Annotated in this window: 22 protein-coding genes and 1 pseudogene; 13 read left to right on the top strand and 10 right to left on the bottom strand. The window is 66.6% G+C overall.

The annotated features are described in order from the left end of the window. Window position 1 precedes the first annotated feature (1 nt). On the bottom strand, window positions 2-979 hold the full coding sequence (gene xerD, locus IFT63_RS12080; protein WP_042615341.1) for a site-specific tyrosine recombinase XerD: 978 nt from the start codon (window positions 977-979) through the stop codon (window positions 2-4). Window positions 980-1,036: 57 nt separating this feature from the next. Here xerD and IFT63_RS12075 point away from each other — a divergent pair, with 57 nt between their 5' ends. Both IFT63_RS12075 and IFT63_RS12070 read left to right on the top strand, forming a co-directional pair. Then, window positions 1,037-1,534 (top strand): RDD family protein, encoded by a 498-nt coding sequence (locus tag IFT63_RS12075; RefSeq protein WP_192084344.1) that lies wholly within the window; start codon window positions 1,037-1,039, stop codon window positions 1,532-1,534. A 115-nt stretch (window positions 1,535-1,649) separates the two neighbouring features. Next, entirely contained in the window at window positions 1,650-2,777 is a 1,128-nt protein-coding gene (locus IFT63_RS12070; protein WP_192084343.1) for an alpha/beta fold hydrolase, read from the top strand. Between the two features lie 481 nt (window positions 2,778-3,258). Here the strand turns inward: IFT63_RS12070 and lptG are convergent, their stop codons facing one another. Further along, window positions 3,259-4,365, bottom strand: a complete 1,107-nt coding sequence (lptG, locus tag IFT63_RS12065; protein ID WP_101100296.1) for an LPS export ABC transporter permease LptG — start codon at window positions 4,363-4,365, stop codon at window positions 3,259-3,261. Continuing rightward, window positions 4,362-5,444, bottom strand: a complete 1,083-nt coding sequence (lptF, locus tag IFT63_RS12060) for an LPS export ABC transporter permease LptF (RefSeq protein ID WP_042615077.1) — start codon at window positions 5,442-5,444, stop codon at window positions 4,362-4,364. Before lptF ends, lptG begins: the two co-directional genes overlap by 4 nt. Window positions 5,445-5,547: 103 nt before the next feature. Here lptF and IFT63_RS12055 point away from each other — a divergent pair, with 103 nt between their 5' ends. The 3 genes from IFT63_RS12055 to IFT63_RS12045 all read left to right on the top strand — a co-directional run bounded on the left by IFT63_RS12055 (window position 5,548) and on the right by IFT63_RS12045 (window position 10,460). Beyond that, window positions 5,548-7,026, top strand: a complete 1,479-nt coding sequence (locus IFT63_RS12055; RefSeq protein WP_192084342.1) for a leucyl aminopeptidase — start codon at window positions 5,548-5,550, stop codon at window positions 7,024-7,026. Between the two features lie 87 nt (window positions 7,027-7,113). After that, a complete protein-coding gene (locus tag IFT63_RS12050) occupies window positions 7,114-7,539 on the top strand; it encodes a DNA polymerase III subunit chi (RefSeq protein ID WP_192084341.1) in 426 nt (141 codons plus the stop codon). An 80-nt stretch (window positions 7,540-7,619) separates the two neighbouring features. Continuing rightward, window positions 7,620-10,460, top strand: coding sequence for a valine--tRNA ligase (locus tag IFT63_RS12045; protein ID WP_192084340.1), 2,841 nt, complete (start codon window positions 7,620-7,622; stop codon window positions 10,458-10,460). A gap of 509 nt (window positions 10,461-10,969) precedes the next feature. Here IFT63_RS12045 and rimI read toward each other — a convergent pair. From rimI to pssA, 3 genes are read right to left on the bottom strand one after another with little or no spacing between them, the layout of a single operon-like run. Next, entirely contained in the window at window positions 10,970-11,467 is a 498-nt protein-coding gene (gene rimI, locus IFT63_RS12040) for a ribosomal protein S18-alanine N-acetyltransferase (protein ID WP_192084339.1), read from the bottom strand. Then, window positions 11,464-11,949, bottom strand: coding sequence for a hypothetical protein (locus IFT63_RS12035; protein WP_042615518.1), 486 nt, complete (start codon window positions 11,947-11,949; stop codon window positions 11,464-11,466). The genes rimI and IFT63_RS12035 overlap by 4 nt, the downstream gene beginning before the upstream one ends. Further along, window positions 11,946-12,725, bottom strand: a complete 780-nt coding sequence (gene pssA / locus IFT63_RS12030) for a CDP-diacylglycerol--serine O-phosphatidyltransferase (protein ID WP_042615517.1) — start codon at window positions 12,723-12,725, stop codon at window positions 11,946-11,948. Before pssA ends, IFT63_RS12035 begins: the two co-directional genes overlap by 4 nt. Window positions 12,726-12,805: 80 nt before the next feature. Here pssA and IFT63_RS12025 point away from each other — a divergent pair, with 80 nt between their 5' ends. The 3 genes and pseudogenes from IFT63_RS12025 to IFT63_RS12015 form a co-directional block, all read left to right on the top strand. After that, a complete protein-coding gene (locus IFT63_RS12025) occupies window positions 12,806-13,177 on the top strand; it encodes a DUF4124 domain-containing protein (protein ID WP_042615516.1) in 372 nt (123 codons plus the stop codon). A 71-nt stretch (window positions 13,178-13,248) separates the two neighbouring features. After that, a complete protein-coding gene (locus IFT63_RS12020) occupies window positions 13,249-14,940 on the top strand; it encodes a proline--tRNA ligase (RefSeq protein ID WP_192084338.1) in 1,692 nt (563 codons plus the stop codon). Between the two features lie 147 nt (window positions 14,941-15,087). Continuing rightward, window positions 15,088-15,450 (top strand): annotated as a pseudogene (locus IFT63_RS12015) (H-NS histone family protein); the annotation flags it as partial. Between the two features lie 306 nt (window positions 15,451-15,756). Here the strand turns inward: IFT63_RS12015 and IFT63_RS12010 are convergent. Beyond that, a complete protein-coding gene (locus tag IFT63_RS12010) occupies window positions 15,757-17,016 on the bottom strand; it encodes a threonine/serine exporter family protein (protein ID WP_042613803.1) in 1,260 nt (419 codons plus the stop codon). 103 nt (window positions 17,017-17,119) lie between these two features. Between IFT63_RS12010 and IFT63_RS12005 the strand changes: the two genes are divergently transcribed. The 5 genes from IFT63_RS12005 (at window position 17,120) to IFT63_RS11985 (ending at window position 21,690) form a co-directional block, all read left to right on the top strand. Further along, window positions 17,120-18,232, top strand: a complete 1,113-nt coding sequence (locus tag IFT63_RS12005; RefSeq protein WP_042613802.1) for an ABC transporter permease — start codon at window positions 17,120-17,122, stop codon at window positions 18,230-18,232. Between the two features lie 2 nt (window positions 18,233-18,234). Continuing rightward, window positions 18,235-19,062 carry an ABC transporter ATP-binding protein gene (locus IFT63_RS12000; RefSeq protein WP_161793569.1) on the top strand — a complete coding sequence of 276 codons (828 nt, stop codon included), beginning with the start codon at window positions 18,235-18,237 and terminating at the stop codon, window positions 19,060-19,062. 3 nt (window positions 19,063-19,065) lie between these two features. Then, complete coding sequence (locus tag IFT63_RS11995) at window positions 19,066-19,992, top strand: MlaD family protein (protein WP_042613801.1); 927 nt, start codon at window positions 19,066-19,068, stop codon at window positions 19,990-19,992. Window positions 19,993-19,997: 5 nt separating this feature from the next. Beyond that, on the top strand, window positions 19,998-20,642 hold the full coding sequence (locus IFT63_RS11990) for an ABC-type transport auxiliary lipoprotein family protein (RefSeq protein WP_192084337.1): 645 nt from the start codon (window positions 19,998-20,000) through the stop codon (window positions 20,640-20,642). Window positions 20,643-20,733: 91 nt separating this feature from the next. After that, entirely contained in the window at window positions 20,734-21,690 is a 957-nt protein-coding gene (locus tag IFT63_RS11985) for a glycosyltransferase family 2 protein (protein WP_192084336.1), read from the top strand. A 19-nt stretch (window positions 21,691-21,709) separates the two neighbouring features. Here IFT63_RS11985 and IFT63_RS11980 read toward each other — a convergent pair whose 3' ends face one another. Genes IFT63_RS11980 through IFT63_RS11970 form a run of 3 tightly spaced genes read right to left on the bottom strand, consistent with a single transcriptional unit; the run spans window position 21,710 to window position 23,665 of the window. Continuing rightward, entirely contained in the window at window positions 21,710-22,300 is a 591-nt protein-coding gene (locus IFT63_RS11980) for an alpha-ketoglutarate-dependent dioxygenase AlkB (RefSeq protein WP_192084335.1), read from the bottom strand. Beyond that, entirely contained in the window at window positions 22,300-22,932 is a 633-nt protein-coding gene (locus IFT63_RS11975; protein WP_192084334.1) for a CoA transferase subunit B, read from the bottom strand. Before IFT63_RS11975 ends, IFT63_RS11980 begins: the two co-directional genes overlap by 1 nt. A gap of 1 nt (window position 22,933) precedes the next feature. Continuing rightward, on the bottom strand, window positions 22,934-23,665 hold the full coding sequence (locus tag IFT63_RS11970) for a CoA transferase subunit A (protein WP_192084333.1): 732 nt from the start codon (window positions 23,663-23,665) through the stop codon (window positions 22,934-22,936). Window positions 23,666-23,670 lie beyond the last annotated feature (5 nt).

The raw sequence follows: 23,670 nt of genomic DNA, 5'->3' as shown, positions 1-23,670 counted from the left end.
ATCAGCCGCGTGGATGATGCCTGGCGTGCAGCTTCTGCAGATGTTCGCGTGCCACCAGCGTGTAGATCTGGGTGGTGGACAGCGAGCTGTGGCCGAGCAGCATCTGCAGCGCGCGCAGATCAGCGCCGTGGTTGAGCAGGTGGGTGGCGAAGCTGTGACGCAGGCCGTGCGGGCTGATCCGTACCGGATCAATCCCGGCCAGCACGGCATAGCGCTTTACCAGGTGCCAGAATGCCTGGCGGGTCGGCGCGCGCAGGCTGGGTTCGATGAACAACGGGACCTGGCCGCCGGCATCGGCTGGCACGCTGCGTTTGCCCGCCAGCTGCGGCCGCGCCTCCTGCAGGTAGCGTTCCAGCCAGTGCTGGGACTCTTCGCCCAGCGGCACCAGACGTTCCTTGCTTCCCTTGCCGGTCACCCGCAGCACGCCCTGGCGCAGGTTCACCGCGGTTGCCGGCAGGCCTACCAGTTCGCTTACGCGCAGGCCGGCGGCGTACATCAGCTCCAGCATCGCGCGGTCGCGCAGGCCCAGCGCCGTATCGATGTCGGGGGCCGCGAGCAGCGCGTCGATCTGGCTTTCGGCCAGTGCCTTGGGCAGCAGCCGTGGCAGTTTCGGCGGATCCAGCAAGGCGGTCGGATCATCGCTGCGTGCACCGCGGCGGACACTGTCGGCAAAGAACGCGCGCAGGGCCGACAGCAGGCGCGCGTTGCTGCGCGGCGACCACCCGTGACGGGTACGCCAGGCCAGGTAGTCGAACAGGCCGGCGCGATCGACGCCGGCAAGGCCGCCGGCCTGTCCGCTGCGCCAGCGCGCCAGCCCTTCCAGGTCCCGCCGGTAGCTGTCCACGCTGGCGCGCGCCAGGCCATGTTCGGCCCAGGCCGCATCAAGAAAACGCGTGATCGCCACCGAATCGGCGGCGTCGAGTTCGGGTAGCGCCTGGATCAGCTGGCGGCGTTCGGCAGGCGAGGAAGCGACGGACATGGGCGAAGGATACGCCGCACGCTGCGCACCCCACCAGCATTGCGTATGCTTCCCCGCATGGCTGATCCGCATGATGCCCCTGCCGCTGCCGCTGCCCCTGCCGCTGCCTCCGCACGCCCCGCTGCGCTGCTGGGCTGGCGGCTGCTGGCACTGCTGTACGACCTTTTCCCTGCGCTGGCGCTGTGGATGCTGGCCGGATCGCTGTTCGTGGGTGCATTCACCATCACCGGCCACACAACCCACGAAAACATCGCTCCGTTCAGCACGTGGCAGTGGGCGTTATGGGCGTGTTGCTGGGTGCTGACCGGCCTGTATGCCACCTGGAGCTGGCGCCGCGGCGGCCAGACGCTGGGCATGCGGCCGTGGCGGATCGCGGTGACCGGCGATGATGCGCAGGCGCCGTCGCTGAGCTCGCTGTGGGTGCGTTATGCCGTTGCAACCGTCTCGCTGTGCGGCGGCGGGCTCGGCTTCTGGTGGGCCTTGATCGACCGCGACCGGCTGACCTGGCACGACCGCGCCAGCGGCACCCGGATGATCCGCCGACCCAGGCGATGAGGCCGTGCCGGGCAGCTGAACCAACGCCGCACTGTCATCAAGCCGTCATCGATCCACGATAGATCGCACACCGGGGCGGTGCGTAGCCTGTGCGGCCAATTCGTTCGATGCCGTGATGATGATGCGCCTGCTGCTGGCCTGCGCGTGCCTGTGGCTGGCCGCCTGCTCCCCTACTGCTTCCACCTCGCTGAGCGAACGCCTGGTATCGCCCGGCGGTGCCTCGCCGTTGCTCGACCAGGCGCATATCGCGGCCACCATCGCCACCCTGCCGAACCGCAATGGCTATGTCACCAGCAGGCAGGACGTGCGGCTGTTCTGGCGCGCCTTCGATGCGGGCGATTATGGGCTGCGCTACCGCTATGCGCGCCCTCGCCATGAAGGCGGCGAACCGGTGGACATGGACCTGCGGCTGGAGCCACCGCGGCCGTTCCATGCGCGTGCGCCGCGCGGCACGGTGGTGCTGCTGCACGGCTGGATGATGAGTGGCGATGCGATGCTGCCGTGGTCACTGCAGCTAGCGCAGTCCGGCTACCGCGTCATCACCATCGACCTGCGCAACCACGGTCACTCAGGCGGTGGCCCGGCGGGTTATGGAACGGTGGAATCGGACGAGGTGATCGACGTCATCCGTGCCTTGCGTGCCCGCGGTGAAGTACAGGGTCCGCTGTATCTGTTCGGGGTGTCTTACGGCGGGGCGACCGCGCTGTTCACCGCCGAGAAACTGGGTGGCGACGTACAGGGCGTGGTGGCCATGGAATCCTTCGCCAATGCAGGCGATGCGATCCGCAGCATGATCCCTCACCTGCTGGCCAGCGAGCCGCATGGCTGGCAGGCGCAGGCGGTGGCGGCCTACGCCCGTTGGCGGTATGCCGACCAGGACATGAACGCGGTGATCGCCGCAGCCAACCGGCGGCTGGGGGTGGACCTGGACCAGGTGGATGTCAGCCGTGCGGTCGCTGCGAGCCACGCCTGCGTGCTGCTGCTTCACGGTGACCAAGACCAGCATATCCGCGTGGACCAGGGACGCCGGCTGGCGCAGGCCAGTCCGCGTGCGCACTACATCGAAATGCGCGGCGAGGACCACATCACCCTGCCGATGCGGATCGATCTGCTGGGCGGCGTGGTGGACGACTGGATGTCGCGTGATGTGTCTGCGCCGGAGGGCCTGTGTCCTGCCCCGCGTCTTCCGCTTGAGGCGAATTTCATGGCGCTTTCGCAGGGTGTGGGTGGGTCGAACGGGTGATGCCCCCTCGCGGGTGGTTTCTAGAGCTGCATCTGGGTTGGGGGCCGGGCGGTGGGGCTGGTCGGGGGACGGCAAAAACTGCATCCATGCGGGCCTCGTTTCGCGCCATCCATGGCGCTCTACGCCCCCGCCCAGCCCCACCGCCCGGCCCCTCTGACAGGTTCCGGTGGCCGCCACCCGCGTAATAAAGAAGAAGAAAGCGGTAGCGCCGACCCATGGTCGGCGAGCGCAGCGGGCCCTTGGCGGAAACATTCCGCCGACCATGGGTCGGCGCTACCCGGGCCGCCATGGACCTGTCGAAGGTGGGGCGGGGTGGGTTTGCGGGAACGCTCATCGCCATGGATGGCGATGGCGAGCCTCCATGGACGGATTCACGGCGATTCCCGCAAACCCACCCCACCCCGCCAACGCAACAGCCCTGCAGCTTTTGACGTTGCCGTTGCTTCGGCAGGTGCCGGGCGCAGCCCGGCAAAACCCCACCTCAACCCGACTTGCGTCGGAACAGCATCGCGGAAATACCCAGCATCAGGATCGGCGGCAGGGCATACGCCACCCGGTAATCGAACTTCAACGCACCGGCCATGCGCCCGAAGAACAGCTGCAGCAGCCAGAACCCCAAGGCAAACAGGATGCCCAGGAACAAACGCTTGCCCATGCCGCCGCTGCGCAGCGAACCGAACGCGAAAGGCACCGCCGCCAGGCACAACGCCAGCACGTTCACCGGATAGAACCAACGGCTCCAGTAGACATCTTCGTAATCACGTGCATCCAGGCCGTTGCGCTCGCGGTATTCGATGCTGGTGCGCAGGTCAGCCGCGCGCAGGTTGCGCGGCCGCGATATACCGGTCGCCAACGCCGCCGCATCCAGCTGCGAATCCCATTTCTCGCTCGGCGCTTCCTCACGCGTCAGTGAACGCTCGCCAAAAATGTCCCGGCGCACCTGCTTCAGCACCCAGCCGGACGCATCGTGTTCGGCGGTGGCGGCATGGGTCAGCGATACGATCTCGCCTTCCGGGCCGATGCGGTACATGCGCACGTCGTGCAGCACCAGGCGCGTGCCGCCGCCCTCCACCAGTTGCTCTTCACCGCCCTGCGCATTGAGGAACGTATCGCCCTCGCGGGCCCAGACACCGGCATAGCGCGCAACGGACATGTCACCGCCGCGCTTGGCGCTCATGCGGATGTTGTCGGCACGTTCCTGACCCCACGGTGCGATCGTTTCGCCGCTCACCACCATCGCCCCGGTCAGCAGCGAAAGCGCGACCGCCACCGACAAGCTCAGGCGACGGCGTGACAGTCCCAACGCACGCAATGCGGTCAGTTCGGAGGTCGCCGCCAGCTGGCCCAGGCCCATCAGCGAGCCGATCACCGCTGCGGTGGGGAAGAAGGTATAGGCACGGCGTGGCACGGTATACAGCACCCACGCCGCCGCATGGCCCAGGGTGTAACCGTTCTTGCCGACGTCCTTGAACTCGCCGGAGAACGCCATCACCACGTCCAGTCCCACCAGTACCGCCCAGGTCAGCAGCACGGTGCCGAACACCGCCCGGCCCAGGTAGTAATCGAAACGCATCGGACGCGGAATCATGCGGTCACTCTCTTCGGGCGCGACAGGTGGCCGTCACGCAGGTACATCCAGATCGCCAACGCCAGCAGCGGCAGCGTCAGCCACCACAGGCCGAGCCCATTGGGCACCTTGCCATCGGCAATCCAGCCGGTGCCGATGAACATCAGGTTCATGCCCACCATGTAAGCCAGGAAGGCCAGCATCATCCGGCCGTAGCGCTGCTGGCGTGGCGAGCTGCGCGCCAATGGCACGGTCAGCAGGGCGAAGGCCAGCGCGATCAGCGGCGGGGCGATGCGCGAGTGCAGCTGCGCCTTCGCCTCGGGCCGCTCATCGCCGATCAGCTGGCTGGTCGGCAACAGTTCGGGATCGTTGGACTGGCGGGTCTGCGCGCCGTCCGGCATGGCCACGTCGTTGCGCGCGAAGGTCGCCAGCCGGTAGCCCTTGCCGCCGTCGGCGGGGCCTTCGATCTGGTGACCATCGTTGAGCTGCAGGTAGCGGCGGTCCTTGCCTTCGAAGAACAGCTTGCCACTGGCGGCCGATACGACCTCGATGCGGCCCTCGCGGGCGCGGTTCATGAACACCCGGCCCAGGCCGGTGCCATCCGGGGAGATGGAAGACAGATAGACCACCCCGCCGTTGGACAGGTTGGTGAAGCGTCCCGCCTCCAGCCCGGCCATCAGCACGCTGCGGTTGGCCTGGTCGATCATCTGCTCGCTGGTGCGGTCGGCCCACGGACCCAGCCACAGCGAGCAGGCGCCGATCAGCCCGACCACCGGCAGCACCAGCAGCAGCAAGGGCTTGAGCAGTCGGCGCGGGCCCACGCCGATGGCCGTGATGACCGCCATCTCCGAATCGCGGTATAGCCGTGCCACTGCCAGCAGCAGGCCCAGCATCAGTGCCAGCGGCAGGATCAGCGGCATGTAGACGATGAACTGCAGGCCCAGCTGGGAGAACAACAGGCGGGCAGGCAGGCGCCCGTCGGCGATGTTGCCAAGGATATCCACCAGCACGCCGCCCACGCTGACAACCAGCAGGACGATCAGGGTGGCCAGGAAACTCTGGACGAAATCGCCCAATAGATAGCGGTCGAGCTTCAACATGGGCCGTGGTTTAAACTCTCAGGTTCGTTCGCGGGTCCGCCCAGTCTACTGGCTGGACGTAAACGGTCCGCGATTGTACGGATATGCCAACGGAATCTGATCAATGGCCCTGCAATTCACCCTGAACCAAGCGTCGCCGACCTCTGCCGGGGTCGACTGCGTGGTCGTCGGCGCCTTCGCCGATCTCTCCCTGTCGCCCGCCGCGCAGGCGCTGGACGCCGCCAGCGGCGGTCGCCTGGCCGCCCTCGCCCAGCGCGGTGATGTGTCCGGCAAGACCGGGGCCACGGCCCTGCTGCACGACCTGCCGGGCGTCAGCGCCCCGCGCGTGCTGGTGGTCGGCCTGGGCGATGCCGCCCGCTTCGGCGTGCCGCAGTACCTGAAGGCCATCGGCGACGCCGTGCGCGCGCTGAAGACCGGCGCCAGCCGCAGCGCCCTGTTCACCCTGGTCGACCTGCCGGTGAAGGACCGCGACGCGGCCTGGGCGATCCGCCAGGCGATCATCGCCGCCGACCACGCCAGCTACCGCTACACCGCCACCTTCGGCAAGAAGAAGACCGAAGAGGCCGGCCTGCAGCAGCTGGCCATCGCCGGCAGCGACGAGCAGGCCCTGCTGCAGGGCCAGGCGATCGCCAGCGGCGTGGAGTTCGCCCGCGAGCTGGGCAACCTGCCGCCGAACTTCTGCAACCCGGCCTACCTGGCCGACGTGGCGGTGAAGTTCGCAGGCGAGCACGACGGCGCCGAAGCGGAGATCCTCGACGAGACCCAGATGGAAGCGCTGGGCATGGGCTCGCTGCTGGCCGTCGCCCGCGGTTCGGCCAACCGTCCGCGGCTGGTGGTGCTGAAGTGGAACAACGGCGGCGATGCCAAGCCCTACGTGCTGGTCGGCAAGGGCATCACCTTCGATACCGGTGGCGTCAACCTGAAGACCCAGGGCGGCATCGAGGAAATGAAGTACGACATGTGCGGTGGCGCCAACGTCATCGGCACCTTCGTGGCCACCGTCACGGCAAAGCTGCCGCTGAACCTGGTGGTGGTGGTGCCGGCAGTTGAAAACGCCATCGACGGCAATGCCTACCGCCCGTCGGATGTCATCACCTCGATGTCCGGCAAGACCATCGAAGTCGGCAACACTGATGCCGAAGGCCGCCTGATCCTGTGCGACGCACTGACCTATGCGCAGCGCTTCGAGCCGGCCGCGCTGGTCGACGTGGCGACCCTGACCGGCGCCTGCATGGTCGCACTGGGCCACCAGACCGCCGGCCTGATGACCAAGCACGACGACCTGGCCAACGAACTGCTGGCTGCCGGTGAGCACGTGTTCGACCGCGCCTGGCGCCTGCCGTTGTGGGATGAATACCAGCCGATGCTGGATTCCAGCTTTGCCGACGTCTACAACATCGGCGGCCGCTGGGCCGGTGCGATCACCGCCGGCTGCTTCCTGGCGCGCTTCACCGAAGGCCAGCGCTGGGCCCACCTGGACATCGCCGGCGTGGCCAGCGACGAAGGCAAGCGCGGCATGGCTACCGGCCGCCCGGTCGGGCTGCTGAGCCAGTGGCTGCTGGACCAGGTCGCCCACGCCTGATCCACTGTCGTCCTGTGGCCGGCATCCGTGCCGGCCATGACACGGCCCGGTTTCGACCGGGTCTTCGCCTGCAACCCGGACCCCGCCATGCCCCGCGCTGATTTCTACCTGATTGCCAAGCCCCGCTTCCTGACCGAGCCCCTGCGCCTGGTCTGCGAGCTGGCGCGCAAGGCCAACGATGCCGGGCTGTTCACCCTGGTGCTGGCGCGTGACCAGGCCCAGGCCGAAGAGCTGGACGAGCTGCTGTGGTCCTTCGATGCGGAGGCCTACATCCCGCACCAGATCGCCGGCGAGGACATGGATGAAGAGGAAGCCATGGTGCTGATCGCCGTTCCCGGTGGCGTGGAACCGGCGCGCCCGCTGGTGATCAACTTGCGCGATACGCCCTGGATGGGCGAATGCGAGCGGGTACTGGAGGTCGTCCCGGCCGACCCGGACGCGCGCGAGCCGCTGCGCGAGCGCTGGCGGCAGTACAAAGATGCTGGTTACGATCTGTCCAAGCACGATATGTAAGCGGGCGCCGGATGTGCGCTGCCCTTGATGCGCCGACCGATCGCCCTGATTTTTCCCCGAACATCTTCTGGTTGCCCCGCATGACCCGACTCGACTCCAGCTACGACCCGACGTCCTTTGAAACGGACACCTACGACGCCTGGGAGAAGGCTGGCCACTTCAAGCCGTCGGGCAAGGGCGAGCCGTACACCATCCTGCTGCCGCCGCCGAACGTGACCGGCACGCTGCACATGGGCCATGCCTTCCAGCAGACCCTGATGGACGCGCTGGTGCGCTACCACCGCATGCGCGGCTACGACACGCTGTGGCAGGTGGGTACCGATCACGCGGGCATCGCCACCGAGATGGTGGTCGGCCGCAACCTGGCGTTGGAAGGCAATGGCGAGACCCGCGATACGCTGGGCCGCGAAGCCTTCATCGGCAAGGTGTGGGAATGGAAGCAGCAGTCCGGTGACACCATCGAACGCCAGATGCGCCGCCTGGGCACGTCGGCCGACTGGTCGCGCAGCACCTTCACCATGGACCCGCAGCCGTCGCAGGCGGTGATCGAGGCCTTCGTGCGCTGGCACGAACAGGGCCTGATCTACCGCGGCCAGCGCCTGGTCAACTGGGATCCGGTGCTGAAGACCGCGATTTCCGACCTGGAAGTGGAGAGCGCCGAGGAAGACGGTTTCCTCTGGTCGATCGCCTACAAGCTCGATGACGGGCTGACCTACGAGCACATCGAGCGCGATGCCGACGGCGTGGAAACGCTGCGCGAAACCCGCGATTACCTGGTCGTGGCGACCACCCGCCCGGAGACCCTGCTCGGCGATACCGCAGTGATGGTGCATCCGGAAGACGAGCGCTACCTGCACCTGATCGGCCGCAGCGTGACCCTGCCCCTGACCGGCCGCAGCGTGCCGGTGATCGCCGATGACTACGTCGACCGTGCCTTCGGCACCGGCGTGGTCAAGGTCACCCCGGCGCATGATTTCAACGATTACCAGGTAGGCCTGCGCCACAACCTGCCGATGATCAATCTGTTCACCCCGGTGGCGGCGATCAACGACAATGCGCCGGAACGCTTCCGCGGACTGGACCGTTACGACGCGCGCAAGGCCGTGCTGGCCGAACTGGAAGACCTGGCGGTGCTGGTGGAAACCAAGCCGCACAAGCTGCAGGTGCCGCGCGGCGACCGTACCGGCCAGGTGATCGAGCCCTACCTGACCGACCAGTGGTTCGTGAAGATGGACGAACTGGCGCGGCGTGGCCTGGAACTGGTGGAAGGTACCGATGGAAAGCCGGGTGCGATCGGCTTCGTGCCGCCGAACTGGATCAACACCTACCGCCACTGGATGACCAACATCCAGGATTGGTGCATCAGCCGCCAGCTGTGGTGGGGCCATCGCATTCCGGCGTGGTTCGATGAGGCAGGCACCTGCTATGTCGGCCGCGACGAAGCCGAAGTGCGCGCCGCCAACGGGCTGGGCGCAGAGGTGGCACTGACCCAGGAAAGCGACGTGCTGGAGACCTGGTTCTCTTCGCAGCTGTGGCCGTTCTCCACGCTGGGCTGGCCGAACGAACAGGCGATGGCCGAGCGCGGCTTCGACCGCTACCTGCCCTCGTCGGTGCTGGTCACCGGCTTTGACATCATCTTCTTCTGGGTCGCCCGGATGATCATGGCCACCGACAACCTGACCGGCAAACTGCCGTTCAAGGACGTCTATTTCACTGGCCTGATCCGCGACGGCCAAGGCCAGAAGATGTCCAAGTCCAAGGGCAACGTGCTGGATCCGCTGGACATCATCGATGGCATTTCCCTCGATGACCTGGTGGCCAAGCGCACCGGTGGGCTGATGCAGCCCCGCGCCGCCGAGAAGATCGAGAAAGCCACCCGCAAGGAATTCCCGGACGGCATCGCCGCGCACGGTGCCGATGCGCTGCGCTTCACCATCGCCGCGCTGGCCACCCACGGCCGCGACATCAAGTTCGACATGAACCGCGCCGAGGGCTACAAGAACTTCTGCAACAAGCTGTGGAACGCCAGCCGCTTCGCGTTGATGAACACCGAAGGCGCTGCGTTCGACGGCGCGCCCAAGCCGCGTACCGATGCCGAGCGCTGGATCCTTGCGCGCCTGGCGGCCACCACCGCCGAAGCGCAGGGCCACTTCGCCGCCTACCGCTTCGACCTGCTGGCGCAGTGCCTGTACGAGTTCGCCTGGAACGAGTTCTGCGACTGGTTCCTGGAGCTGAGCAAGCCGGCCCTCAATGGCGCCGATGCGGCCGATGCGGACAGCACCCGCCACACCGTGCTGTACGTATTGGAGGCGCTGCTGCGCCTGCTGCATCCGCTGACGCCGTTCATCACCGAACAGCTGTGGCAGCAGGTTGCGCCGCGCCTGGGTATCAGCGGCGATTCGCTGTCGCTGCGTCCCTACCCCAGCGCCGAAGAGTTCGCCGGTGACTACGCCCAGGCCGAAGCGGACGTGGAGTGGCTGAAGGCGGTGATCAGTGCCGTGCGCCGCGTGCGCAGCGAGCTCAACGTGGCCCCGTCCAGGCTGGTACCGCTGCGCCTGCAGGCCGGGCTGGAGCAGGACCGGGTGCGCATCGAGCGCTTTGCCGCCTCGCTGTCGTTCCTTCTGAAGCTGGAAACCATCCAGTGGCTGACCGATGGCGAAATCGCGCCGCCGGCCGCTCCCGCGATCGTCGGCGAGCTGAAGCTGCTGGTGCCGCTGGAAGGCCTGGTGGACCTGGATGCAGAGCGCGCGCGCCTGGACAAGGAACTGGCCCGCGTGCAGGGCGAAAAGGAAAAGAGCGAAGCCAAGCTGGCCAAGTTCACCGACAAGGTGCCGGCGGCGGTAGTCGAGCAGGAACGCGTGCGCCTGGTCGAATGGACCACCCAGCTGGCCGGCCTGCAGGAACAGCGCGCCAAGCTGTAACGCGCGGCGTGGGTCGTGACGACCGCTGGCCGTCACGTCGGGTAGGTGACGACCGTTGGTCGTCACGCGCTTAGGACGAACCGCTGCGCTCGCCGGGCATGGCTCGGCGCTACCTGACCACCGGCACGGTAATGATGGCCGCTGGCCGTCACGTCGGGTGGGTGACGACCGTTGGTCGTCACGCGCTTAGGACGAACCGCTGCGCTCGCCGGGCATGGCTCGGCGCTACCTGACCACCGGCACGGTAATGATGGCCGCTGGCCGTCACGTCGGGTGGGTGACGACCGTTGGTCGTCACGCGCTTAGGACGAACCGCTGCGCTCGCCGGGCATGGCTCGGCGCTACCTGACCACCGGCACGGTAATGATGGCGGCTGGCCGTCACGTCGGGTGGGTGACGACCGTTGGTCGTCACGCGCTTCGGGCGGACCGCTGCGCTCGCCGAGCATGGCTCGGCGCTACCTGACCACCGCCACGGTAGTGACGGCCGCTGGCCGTCATGTGCCCCGCTTACAGCGGTGGCATCCTGTCGATGTCGTCGGACACTAGTTCGATGGCCATCACCAGTGCATCCTCGCGGCCGTCGGCGGCGGGGTAATACCGCGGACGACGACCGATCTCGTTGAATCCTTCGCTGTGGTACAGCGACAGCGCCGGCGTATTGGTCGGCCGTACTTCCAGGAACACGCGCTGCACGCCACGGTCACGCGCCAGTCCCACGATGGCGCGCAGCAACTGCCGCCCGCGACCGCGTGACTGGTTGAGCGGGTCCACGCAGATGTTCAACAGGTGCGCTTCATCGGCGGCGATGCTCAACAATGCATAGCCGACCAGCAGGCCGTTTTCTTCCATCGCCAGGCCCGGATAACCCGCACGCAGGCAGTCCAGGAAGATGCCACGCGTCCACGGATACGGGTAACCCCGTTCCTCGATCACCATGACCGCATTGAGGTCGCTTTCGCGCAACGCACGCACGCTGGCCTGCACGGGACGGGCCACCGCGCTCATGCGCCGCGCCCTTTCCTGCGCAATGCACGCAGCACGGGCCACAGCGCACGCTTGGCGGCCGGATCGGCGCGCAGCGTGTCCAGCGGCCAGCTGTCCATCAAGGCCTGTGTTTCCGGATCATTGGGATTGCAGCCCGAGGCACGCAGCAAGGCGATCTGCAGGCGGTCCGGCAGACGTACGGACGGACGGCGCACAGTTTCCGTGCGCGGCGCGATATCGCTGCTGGTATCGATCGTGTCCACGGCAGCCGGACGCGGTGCAACCGGCGCGCGCGGGGCCGCCGGCGCCTGTCGCGGTACAGCCGGGCGCGAGGCCACCGGAGCGACGCTCAGTTCAACCGCCGGCGGCTCCATCACCTGCGCCATGGCGGCCGCGGCCTCCAGCTCGGCCGCCAACGCGCCTTCATGCAGCACGCTGTAGCCCATCGCCTGCAGCCAGGCCTGCTGGGCCGGTGTCCACAGCACGGGCAGGTCGGCACTCACGCCGCGTCCGCACGCTTGCGCAGGCGCTGCATGGCCCACATGACCAGCCCGGACAGCGCATAGATGACGCCTACCGCCAGCAACACGCGTGGCAGGTCGATCACCGCAATCGCGATGCCGATCGGCAGCAAGGCCAACACCAGGAACGGCACGCGGTCGGCACGCGGTCCCTTCGCACCGCCGCCCTTGAAGCTCCAGAAGCGGATCCGGCTGACCATCAGCAGGGCCGACACCAGGGTCACCCCCAGCGCCACGTAGCGCAGCTGCTCACCGGTCCAGCCGAGGGTGCCATCAGCGAAAGCCCAGACGAAGGACATCATCAGGCCGGCCGCAGCGGGGCTGGCCAGACCGACGAACCACCGCTTGTCCACCACCGCCACCTGGGTATTGAAGCGGGCCAGGCGCAGCGCGGCGCAGGCCGCGTACAGGAAGGCGACCGCCCAGCCGACGCGGCCCAGCAGCTCACCGTCGTACTTCAGCGAGGACAGGGCCCAGTGGTACATCACCAGCGCCGGCGCCATGCCGAAGCTGACCAGGTCGGCGAGCGAGTCGTACTGCACGCCGAACTCGCTGCTGGTGCCGGTCAGGCGCGCGACCCGGCCGTCCAACCCGTCCATGACCGCGGCCACGAACACCGCGATGCTGGCGTACACGAAATCACCGTTCGCTGCGGCGATGATCGCGTAGAACCCGGCGAACAGGCCCGCCGTGGTGAACAGGTTGGGAAGCAGGTAAATGGTGCGCGAACGCGGCGGCGGCGGTGTGATGGGATCCATCCCCCGAGTTTAATCGACTTGCCAGCCGGCGGCTGCGGTGCTGCAATCACGCTTTCCCGCCGGTCAGGCCTGGAGTCTCCATGCGTACCCTGTTCTGCTTGAGTTTCCTGCTGCTGGCCAGCGGATCGGCGTTCGCCGGTCCGGTTTACAAATGGAAGGATGCCAACGGCGTGACCCAGTATTCGGAGAGTCCGCCGGCCGGCAAGGCCTTTGAAACCCGGCAGCAGACCCGCGACCCGGGCAATCCGCCGGCAGCGGCGGCGACCGACGCCCCGCTTGCCCCGCAGTGCGTCACCGCGCGGGCCAACCTGGCGCTGCTCGATGGCAGCGGTCCGGTCATGCAGGACACCAATGGTGACGGCACGGCCGAAACCGCGCTGGACGACACCCAGCGCGCCAACCAGCGGGCGCTCGCCGAAGCGGCCGCCAAGGCCTACTGCCCGCAGGCCTGAAACCCGCCCGCCGCCCACGACAGGCGCCGGGCTGGCAGAATAACGGCTTCCGCCGTTAGATGATGCCGACGATGCGCCTGTCCCAGTTCCACCTGCACACCACCAAGGAAACCCCCAGCGACGCCGAGCTGACCAGCCACCGGCTGATGCTGCGCGCGGGGATGATCCGCAAGCTCGCCTCCGGCCTGTATATCTGGTCGCCGCTGGGCCTGCGCGTGCTGCGCAAGGTCGAGCGCATCGTCCGCGAGGAAATGGAAAATGCCGGCGCGGTCGAACTGCAGATCCCGACGATCCAGCCGCGCGAGCTGTGGGAAGCCACCGGGCGCTGGGAAAAATTCGGCCCGCAGCTGCTGAAGATCAAGGACCGCAAGGAGCAGGAGTTCTGCTACAGCCCCACTGCCGAAGAAGCGCTGACTGATTTCGCGCGGCAGGAACTGTCCAGCTACAAGCAGCTGCCGGTCAATTTCTTCCAGATCCAGACCAAGTTCCGCGACGAGATCCGGCCGCGCTTCGGGGTGATGCGCGCGCGCGAGTTCCTGATGAAGGACGCCTACTCCTTCCACCTGCACGACGAAGACCTGGTCCGCGAATACGAAAACATGAAGGCTGCCTACAGTCGGATCTTCACCCGACTGGGCTTGGATTTCCGCATGGTACAGGCCGATTCCGGCGCGATCGGCGGCGACGCCTCGCAGGAATTCCATGTCATCGCCGATTCCGGCGAAGACGCGCTGGTGTTTTCCACCGGCTCGGATTATGCGGCGAACATGGAAGCGGCCGTGGCTGCCGAGCCCGCCGCCCGCACGGCCGCCGCCGAGGCAATGCGCAAGCTTGAAACCCCGACCCAGAAGACCTGCGAAGAGGTAGCCGCCCTGCTCGGACTGGCACTGCAGCGCACGGTCAAGTCGGTCGCGCTGATGGCCGGCGAGACCTTCGTGCTGGCGCTGGTGCGCGGTGACCACGAGGTCAACGAGATCAAACTGGCCAAGGTGCCCGGCCTGTCCGACCACCGGTTTGCCACCGAGGCGGAAATCAGCGAATACCTCGGCTGCGTGCCCGGATTCCTGGGCCCGGTGGGTCCGGCCAAGGCGATCCGTGTCGTGGCTGACCCGGAGGTGGCCGCACTTGCCGATTTTGTCGTCGGTGCCAATGAGGCAGGTTTCCACTTGGCCGGCGTCAATTGGGGCCGTGACCTGCCGGAACCGGAAATCGCTGATATCCGCAATGTGCAGGCCGGTGACCGCGCCCGCGACGGCGGCGAACTGAAGATTGCCCGCGGCATCGAAGTGGGCCACGTTTTCCAGCTGGGCCGCCAGTATGCGAAGGCACTCAATGCCACCGTGCTTGATGAGAATGGCAAGGCCGCGGTGCTGAGCATGGGCTGCTATGGCATCGGTATTTCGCGCATCGTCGCCGCCGCCATTGAGCAGAACCACGACGAGGCCGGCATCGTCTGGCCCGACGCGATGGCGCCGTGGCAGGTGGTGGTGTGCGTGATCAACCCGAAGGGTGACGCTGCCGTGTCCACCGCCGCTGCCGAACTGCTGGAATCACTGCGTGCTGGCGGGCTGGATGCCGCACTGGACGATCGTGGCCTGCGCCCCGGCGCGATGTTCGCCGACATGGAATTGATCGGCGTTCCGCACCGCGTGGTGGTTTCCGAACGCGGCCTGGCCGCCGGGACTTTCGAATATCGCTCACGCAGTGCCAGCGAGGCCGAGAGCCTGGATCGCGACAGCCTGATGCGCAAACTGCTGGGGTAAAAGATTGAAAGCCGGGTTAATCCCGGCTTTTCTTTCGCCGTTCACCGCAAAAGTGCTATTTCCTGTTTGTGCTTGAAGTAAATGCACATTACTCTTGGGCCCGAGCCAAGGACTGGCAGACCCTTTCCATATTGTCTGGAGCACTGCATGAGTATTGATCTGACCGGTCTGTCGGCCCGTGAACTGGGTGCACTGATCCGCACCGCCAAGAAGCAGCAGACCATCGTCGCCAAGCGTCGCCCGATCACCAAGGTCCGCGCTCAGCTGGAAAAGCTGGCCAAGGTCGAAGGCTACAGCATCGAGGAACTGTTCGGCGGCGCACCGGCACCGCGCGCCCGCAAGGCCGCGACCAAGGCACCGTCCAAGACCGCCGGCCGCAAGCTGGGCAAGGTTGCCCCGAAGTACCGCAACCCGGCCAACACCAAGGAAACCTGGACCGGCCGCGGCAAGCAGCCGCGCTGGCTGGCCGAGCTGACCAGCAAGGGCAAGAAGGTGGAGGATTACCTGATCAAGAAGGCCTGAAAACCCTCGTGATCCTGAAGAACGCCGGCTGCGAAGCCGGCGTTTTTTTATGCCCGCGAAAGCGTGACGACCAACGGTCGTCACCCACCACGGCCCACCTTTTTTATCTTCAGCGCGGGCCGGCAGCCCCGGGAAACTGTCAGGGCGTCGGGCGGGTGGGGTCTGCAGGACGCTGAGCCGCATGGATGCGGCGATGCAGCCTACAAGGACGTACTTGCGGCGTGTCCTGCAGACCCCACCCGCCCGACGCCAACCCCGACGCGTTCAACCTGCCACCCGCTCGCCAGCAAACGACTACAACGTCTTCCGCGCCGGAATCAGCAGGTTTCCGAACAACAACCCCGCCACCAGCGCCATCACCACGTTCAACACCGTCAGGAACACGCCCTGCCCCGCCCCGACATCCTGCTGCTGCACCAGCGTCAGCACCCCGCGCAGGCTGGTACTACCCGGCACCATCATGATGATGCCCGGCAGGCGGATGATCGCCCCTGGCCGCTGCACCAGCCGTCCAAACAGGTTGCCCGCCGCCGTCAGCAGCATCGCCGAAAGGAAGATACCTGCCGGCGCACCCCACGCATGCCCAGCGAATTTCGATATCGCATAGCCGGCCACGCAGGCCGCCAGCACCCACGGAAAATCGCGCCGGCTGGCCTTGAACAGCATCGCGAAGGCGACCGCGGCGATCAGCAGTGCCGACCACTCCACCCACGCGCCCTGCGGCCGCGAGGCGCGCACCACCGGGTCCAGCCCGATCACATCGGCCAGCGTCACCGCGATCATCGCGCCCACCGTCAGCTTCATGATGGTGGTCAGCGCCCCGGCCACCCGCGCCGTGCCGGACACCCAGTGCTGGCTGGCCAGCTCGTTCACCGCATTGGTCAGAGACATACCCGGCAGCAGGATCACCAGCGAGGCGATCACCACGGTATTGAGGTTGAGCGCGCCCACGTAGGTGGCCACCAGCGTAGCGACCAGCCCCGCCAACAGCGCCGCCAGCGCTTCACTGGCCTCCCTGGTCGCCGCGCGTTTGCCGGTCCAGCGCCCCAGCAGGCCGATCAGCAGCCCGATCGCGCCAGCGGTGCCGATGTCCAGCCACGGCAGTTTCCAGAGACCGGCCACGCCGGCCGCGCCCAGGCTGTAGGACAGCACTTCCTTGACCTTTCCGCGCAGCCCGGGATCGGCGTCAAGCTGGCGCAGCGCGGTGTGTCCCTGGGCCAGGCTCATCCGGCCGTTTGCGACATCTTCGGCGATGCTATCTGCGACGCTGAGTTTATGCAGATCGTTTTCGCCAGGTGCCAGCCGGATCACGCGGGTGATGTCGCTGGAACCAATCGCCTTGGCCGGATCGCTGAAGCTCAGGATGATCCCGGTCGGATTGGACCAGGGCTCGCAATCCAACCCCAGCTGCTGGGCCAGGGCCACCACGGCAGCCTCCAGGCGCTGGGCAGTGGTGCCGTAACTGTGCAGGCGCCCGGCGATCTCACAGACGAACGCCACGCGCTGCGCATAGGTGGCGGGGGGCGAGGCAATCGGGGAGGCGTCTACAGGCATGCGCGGTAGTATTACCCAGCCCCGGCCCGGGCAGAAGGACATTCGGACAGGACCTACGCTGCATGCGACATGCACACGCTATGCTGCATCCTTGATGCCGACCATGACCTCCGACCAGAATCCCCGGATCGAACGCGATGCCAATGAACCGGGCCGCATCCGCCTGTCCGGTCGTTGGACGCTGCATACCGCCCTGCAGTCCGCCGAGGTGCTGCGCGAGGTCCCCGAGGGACTGACCGCCATCGACGCCACCGGCATCGAACAACTGGATTCGGCCGGCGTGCTGCAACTGCTGCGCGTGGCCCACCGTGCCGATCTGGGGCAGGACGCGCTGCAGTTCCGCGAAGACCACCAGGCCCTGGTCTGCACCATCGAAGAGGTCGCCGACGACCGGCCCAAGCCGAAACGGGATTTCGGCGTGCTGGCCGCGCTGGATCGGCTTGGCCGCAGCATGCACGCGACCGGCCAGAACATCGTGGCGCTGGCCAGCTTCCTCGGCGAAAGCCTGGTCAAGGGCGCGCGCCTGCTGAAGGAGCCGCGCCGTTTCCGCCTGACCGCCACCGTGCACCAGATGGAGCAGGTCGGGCTGGATGCGGTGCCGCTGGTGGCCCTGCTTTCCTATCTGGTCGGTGCGGTGATCGCCTTCCTCGGTTCGACGATCCTGCGCGACTTCGGCGCGGAGATCTACGTGGTCGAACTGGTCAGCATCGCCTTCCTGCGCGAATTCGCCGTGCTGCTGACCGCGATCGTGCTGGCCGGCCGTACCGCCAGCGCGTTCACCGCGCAGATCGGTGCGATGAAGGCGCGCGAGGAAATCGACGCGATGAAGACGCTTGGCCTGGATCCGATGGACCTGCTGGTGCTGCCGCGCATCGTCGCCCTGCTGATCACCCTGCCGCTGCTGACCTTCATCGCGATGATCGCCGGCCTGGCCGGCGGCATCACCGTGGGCGCCTTCGATCTGGATATCCCGCCGCAGATGTACATCGCGCGCATGTACGACACGATGGAAGTGCGCAACATGCTGGTCGGCCTGGCCAAGGCCCCGGTGTTCGCGCTGGTGATCGGCCTGATCGGCTGCCTGGAAGGCCTGAAGGTCGAGGGCACCGCGCAGTCGGTGGGCGAGCGCACAACCTCCAGCGTGGTCCAGGCCATTTCCCTGGTGATCATCCTCGACGCCTTCGCTGCGTTGTGGTTCATGCAGATGGGCTGGTGACGGTGAACGACGAACGCACCCACGAAATCCACGACGCCCCCGGCGAGGACGAATCGAAGCTGGCCATCCGTGTGCGCGGGCTGGTCAACCGTTTCGGCAGCCAGACCGTGCACGAAGGCCTGGACCTGGACGTGCGGCGCGGCGAGATCCTCGGCGTGGTCGGCGGCTCGGGCACCGGCAAATCGGTGCTGATGCGCTCCATCCTCGGCCTGCGCCACCCGGATGAAGGGCAGATTGAAGTGCTGGGGCGCGATGCGCGCGGTGGCGACAGCGAAAGCCGCCTGCACATCCAGCGCAATACCGGCGTGTTGTTCCAGGATGGCGCGCTGTTTTCTTCGCTGACCGTCGGCGAGAACGTGCAGGTACCCCTGAAGGAACACCATCGCGAGCTGCCCGAGCGCTGGCATTACGAACTGGCGCTGCTGAAGGTGAAGCTGGCGGGCCTGCCCGCCGATGCGATCAACAAGCTGCCTTCGCAGCTGTCAGGCGGCATGCGCAAGCGCGCCGGGCTGGCCCGTGCGCTGGCCCTGGACCCGCCGCTGCTGTTCCTGGACGAACCCACGGCCGGGCTGGATCCGATCGGCGCGGCGGCCTTCGACCGCCTGATCAAGACTCTGCAGGAAGCGCTGGGACTGACTGTCTTCCTGATCACACACGATCTGGACACCCTGTATGCCATCTGTGACCGGGTGGCGGTGCTGGCCGACCGCAAGGTGGTCGCCAATGCACCGTTGGCCGACATCGAGAAACTGGACCATCCGTGGATCCAGGAATATTTCCACGGACCCCGCGCACGTGCTGCGCGCGGCGAACAGACCGAGAGTGCCTGAGTCATGGAAACCAAAGCCAACTACGTGCTGATAGGCGCGTTCACCCTGATCACCGGCCTGGCCCTGCTGGCCTTCGGCCTGTGGGCAGCCAAGTATTCGTCCGACCGCACCTGGCAGGAATACCGCGTGGTGTTCCGCGAGGCGGTCACCGGCCTGACCGTAGGCAGCCCGGTGCAGTACAACGGCATCGCGGTGGGGTCGATCATCGAGCTCAACCTGGTCCCGGATGACCCGCGCCAGGTGGTGGCCAAGATCCGCCTCAACTCCACCACGCCGGTCAAGACCGATACCCGCGCCAAGCTGGCGATCACCAGCCTGACCGGCCCGTCGATCATCCAGCTCAGTGGCGGCACGCCGCAGTCGCCGACACTGACCTCGGTCAACCGCGATCCCGCGCCGATCATCCCGACCACGCCTTCGGCGCTGCAGAACATCACCGACGTGGCCAACCGCATCGTCGAGCGCATGGACCAGGTGCTGAGCGACCGCAACGTGGCCGCGATCAATGCCACGCTGGCCAATATCGAATCGATCAGCGGCGGGCTGGCCGACCAGAAACAGGGCACCCAGGCGCTGCTGCTCAGCGCGCGCAATGCCGCGCGCAGCCTGGACGAGACCCTGAAGACCACCAACGGGACCATCCAGCGACTGGACCAGAACCTGGTGCAGGAGCTGCCGGGCATCATCGAGAAGCTGGACGCCACCATGACCAAGATGGATTCGGCGGCCGGCAATGCCAATTCGATCCTCGGCGAGAACCGGGCGGCCATCAACAGCTTCGCCAGCGACGGCCTGGGCCAGCTCGGCCCGACGCTGACCGAACTGCGCGGGCTGATCCGCGACCTGCGCCGGGTCAGCGACCGCCTTGAGAACAATCCCGCGCGCTACCTGCTGGGCCGCGACGCACCGAAGGAGTTCGAACCCGAATGAAGCGCATGCCCTCCCTGTCCGTGACGCGCCTGCTGCTGCCGGCTGCCCTGCTGGCCACCCTGGCCGGCTGTTCGATCCTGTCCGGTGGCGACCGCAACGCGGTAACCATCTATTCTCCTTCCGTGCAGGTGCAGGTGGATCCCTCCTGGCCGACAGTGGATTGGCAGCTGGTGCTGTCCAAGCCGAGCGCCACGCGCATGGTCGACAGTCCGCGCATCAACGTGCGTCCCCGCCCTTCGGAGCTGGAAATCTACGCTGGCGCGACCTGGGCGCAGCCGGCCACCGACATGATCGAAGACGCCCTGCTGCGCGGTTTCGAGGATTCCGGCCGGATCGCCGGCGTCGGGCGGGCAGCGGCGGGTATCCGTGCCGATTACCGGCTGGCCACCGACATCCGCCGTTTTGAATCGGATTACCGCGGCCAGCCGACGCCGACCGTGGTCATCGAGATCAACGCCAAGCTGATCCACGTGGTGGACCAGCGCGTGGTGATCGACCAGACGTTCCGCCAGGAACTGCCGGTGGGATCGACCGACGTGCCGGCGGTGACTGCAGCGTTCGAGAAGGGGCTGAATGCACTGACCGCCGATGTGGTGGGCTGGGCGCTGAGCAGTGGGCAGAAGGATACGGACGGCGGTTCGCTGCACTGATTGGTTGGTGCGTCGGTCGTGCCGGCCGCTGGCCGGCAGCTCTTGGCGGGCGATGTCATAATCCAGGCCAGCCTGTCCCGTGACCTTGCCGATGCCACTTTCCACGTCCATTGCCGTCTGCACCTACAACGGCGAGCGCTTCCTGCAGGAGCAGCTGGACAGCCTGCTGTGGCAAACCCAACGTCCGGACCAGATCGTGATCCGCGATGATGTCTCCAGCGACGGTACGCTCGACATCCTGCGCGCGTTCGTGCCGGTTGCTGAAGCAATGGGCATCATGGTTGACCTGCAGGTAAACCCTGAGAACGTCGGCTATCGGCTGAACTTCGATGGCGCACTGCGTGCCTGCACCGGCGAGGTGATCTTCCTCTGCGACCAGGATGATGTCTGGCATGCGGACAAGCTGGAGCGGTTCTGTGCCGAGTTCGAAAGACGCCCCGATCTGCTGGCGCTGCATAGTGATGCGCGGTTGATTGATGGCGAGGGGAACGTGCTTCCGCAGCGCCTTTTCCGTTCGCTGGGAGTGGGCGCACGCCAGATGCGGCGAATGCATCGCGGTGCTGGACTCGACCTCCTGTTGCAGCGCGACCTCGTGACCGGCGCCACCTTGGCACTCCGCAACAGTATTCTGCGGGACGCGCTCCCCCTTCCGCGCTCGGGATGGGTACACGACGCGTGGCTTGCCACGCTGGCCGCCATTATCGGGACGATCGACAGCGTGGAGCGCCCGTTGATCGACTACCGGCTGCATGACGGCAACCAGCTCGGCTTGGGCGGCAATGATCCTTTATCGCCCCAAGCGAGGCGACAGAAGCATCTTGAGCAGGATCTCTCCGAAGTTCTGCTCGCACGTCTACGCGCACTGCATGCGCCGGAACCCCTTCAGAAACTCATCGAGCGCAAGCAGCGCCATATCGCCAAGCGCCGCAACCTGCCGCGATCGCTTATCAAGCGGGTTCCAGCAGTGTTGGGCGAACTGCTGTCGGGCAACTACGGTCGCTTCGGACGCGGGCTGCTGTCCGCTGCAGTCGATCTGGTACGCAGCTGACCCGCTGAGGGGTTCCTGGTCAATTCCCGATCCAGCGGAAGGTCAGGTTGATGCGTTCCCCGTGCACGCGCGAGGATTTCGGTAACGCGTGCTGGTAGTGGGCCTGCGTGCTACCGGCCATCACCAGCAGGTCCCCCTCGGCAAGCAGGAACTCTGCCTTGGCCGCGTGCTGGTCTCGACGGCGCAGCAGGAAGCGGCGCGCAGCACCCAAGCTCAGAGAAGCAATCACCGGCTGCGGCCCCAGTTCCGCCTCGTCATCGCTGTGCCAACCCATGCTGTCCGTTCCGCTGCGGTAACGGTTGAGCAATACGCTGTTGAAGGGCGCGCACAACTCCTCCTGCAATCGATCACGAACGGGCATCAGCACATCCGCCCACGGATGCGGCAGAAAGTCTGCACCGGAGTACCGGTAACGCGCATCCGGATCGCCCATCCAGCAACTCAGCCGCGGTGAATCCACCAACCGCCCGAACATCCGGATCCTGTGCACTTCCCACGGAATGTCCCGCAGCAACGCTGCCTGCAGGGCCTCTGCCTGCGCAGGGGGCAGCCACCCCGCAAGGTGGCGCACATCAGCATCAGGCAGGTCCTGCGGGAACAGCGCGGCCATCAGCTTCGCTTGAACGCCACGCCGGTCTTTTCCACCAGTTCAGCCTCATCGACACCCGGCGCGGTTTCCACCAGCACCAGCCCGTCGCCGGTCACATCGAACACGGCCAGATCGGTGATGATGCGATCCACCACGCCGACACCGGTCAGCGGCAGCGAGCATTCCTTCAGGATCTTGTGCTCGCCGTTCTTCGCCGTGTGCTCCATCAGCACCACCACGCGCTGCACGCCGGCCACCAGGTCCATCGCCCCGCCCATGCCCTTGACCATCTTGCCCGGCACCATCCAGTTGGCCAGGTCGCCGCTGTCGGTGACCTGCATGGCGCCGAGGATGGCCAGGTTGACGTGGCCGCCGCGGATCATCGCGAAGCTGTCATCGCTGCCGAAATAACTGGCGCCCGCACGCGCGGTAACGGTCTGTTTGCCTGCGTTGATCAGGTCCGGATCGATCTCCGCCTCGGTGGGGAACGGGCCGATCCCGAGCAGGCCGTTCTCCGACTGCAGCCATACGTCCACGCCTTCGGGAATATGGTTGGCCACCAGGGTCGGCAGGCCGATGCCCAGGTTCACATAGGCACCATCGGTCAATTCGCGCGCAGCGCGCGCCGCCATTTCGTCACGGGTCCAGGCCATGTCAGTTCGCCTCCTGGCGCACGGTGCGTTGTTCGATGCGCTTTTCGGGCGTGGGGTTGTGCACGATGCGGTGCACATAGATCCCTGGCAGGTGCACCTGATCCGGGTCGATGCTGCCCACCGGCACCACCTCTTCCACCTCGGCGATGCAGACCTTGCCAGCCATCGCGCAGGCCGGGTTGAAGTTGCGCGCGGTACGGCGGAACACCAGGTTTCCGGCCTCGTCCGCCTTCCACGCCTTGACCAATGCCACATCAGCGCGCAGCGCGCTTTCCATCACGTACTGTCGGCCATCGAATTCGCGGGTTTCCTTGCCCTCGGCCACCACGGTGCCATAGCCGGTGGCGGTGAAGAACGCCGGAATGCCGGCCCCGCCCGCGCGCAGGCGTTCGGCCAGAGTGCCCTGCGGATTGAATTCCAGCTCCAGTTCGCCGGCCAGGAACTGGCGCTCGAACTCCTTGTTCTCGCCCACGTAGGACGAAATCATCTTGCGGATCTGGCGGGTGGCCAGTAGCTGGCCCAGGCCGAAACCGTCCACGCCGGCATTATTGGAAATCACCGTCAGGCCGTTGACACCGCTATCGCGTAGCGCGGCGATCAGCGCCTCCGGGATGCCGCACAGGCCGAAACCGCCCACCGCCAGGGTCTGGCCATCGGCGACCACGCCCTGCAGGGCGAGCGCCGCGCTGGCATATCGTTTATCGCGCTTGCTGCCGGTACCGGAACTATCCATTGCGT

It is taken from the genome of Stenotrophomonas sp. CFBP 13724 (assembly GCF_014841975.1).
GTDB classification, from domain to species: domain Bacteria; phylum Pseudomonadota; class Gammaproteobacteria; order Xanthomonadales; family Xanthomonadaceae; genus Stenotrophomonas; species Stenotrophomonas lacuserhaii.
This window is presented reverse-complemented; position numbering and strand designations above follow the sequence as displayed.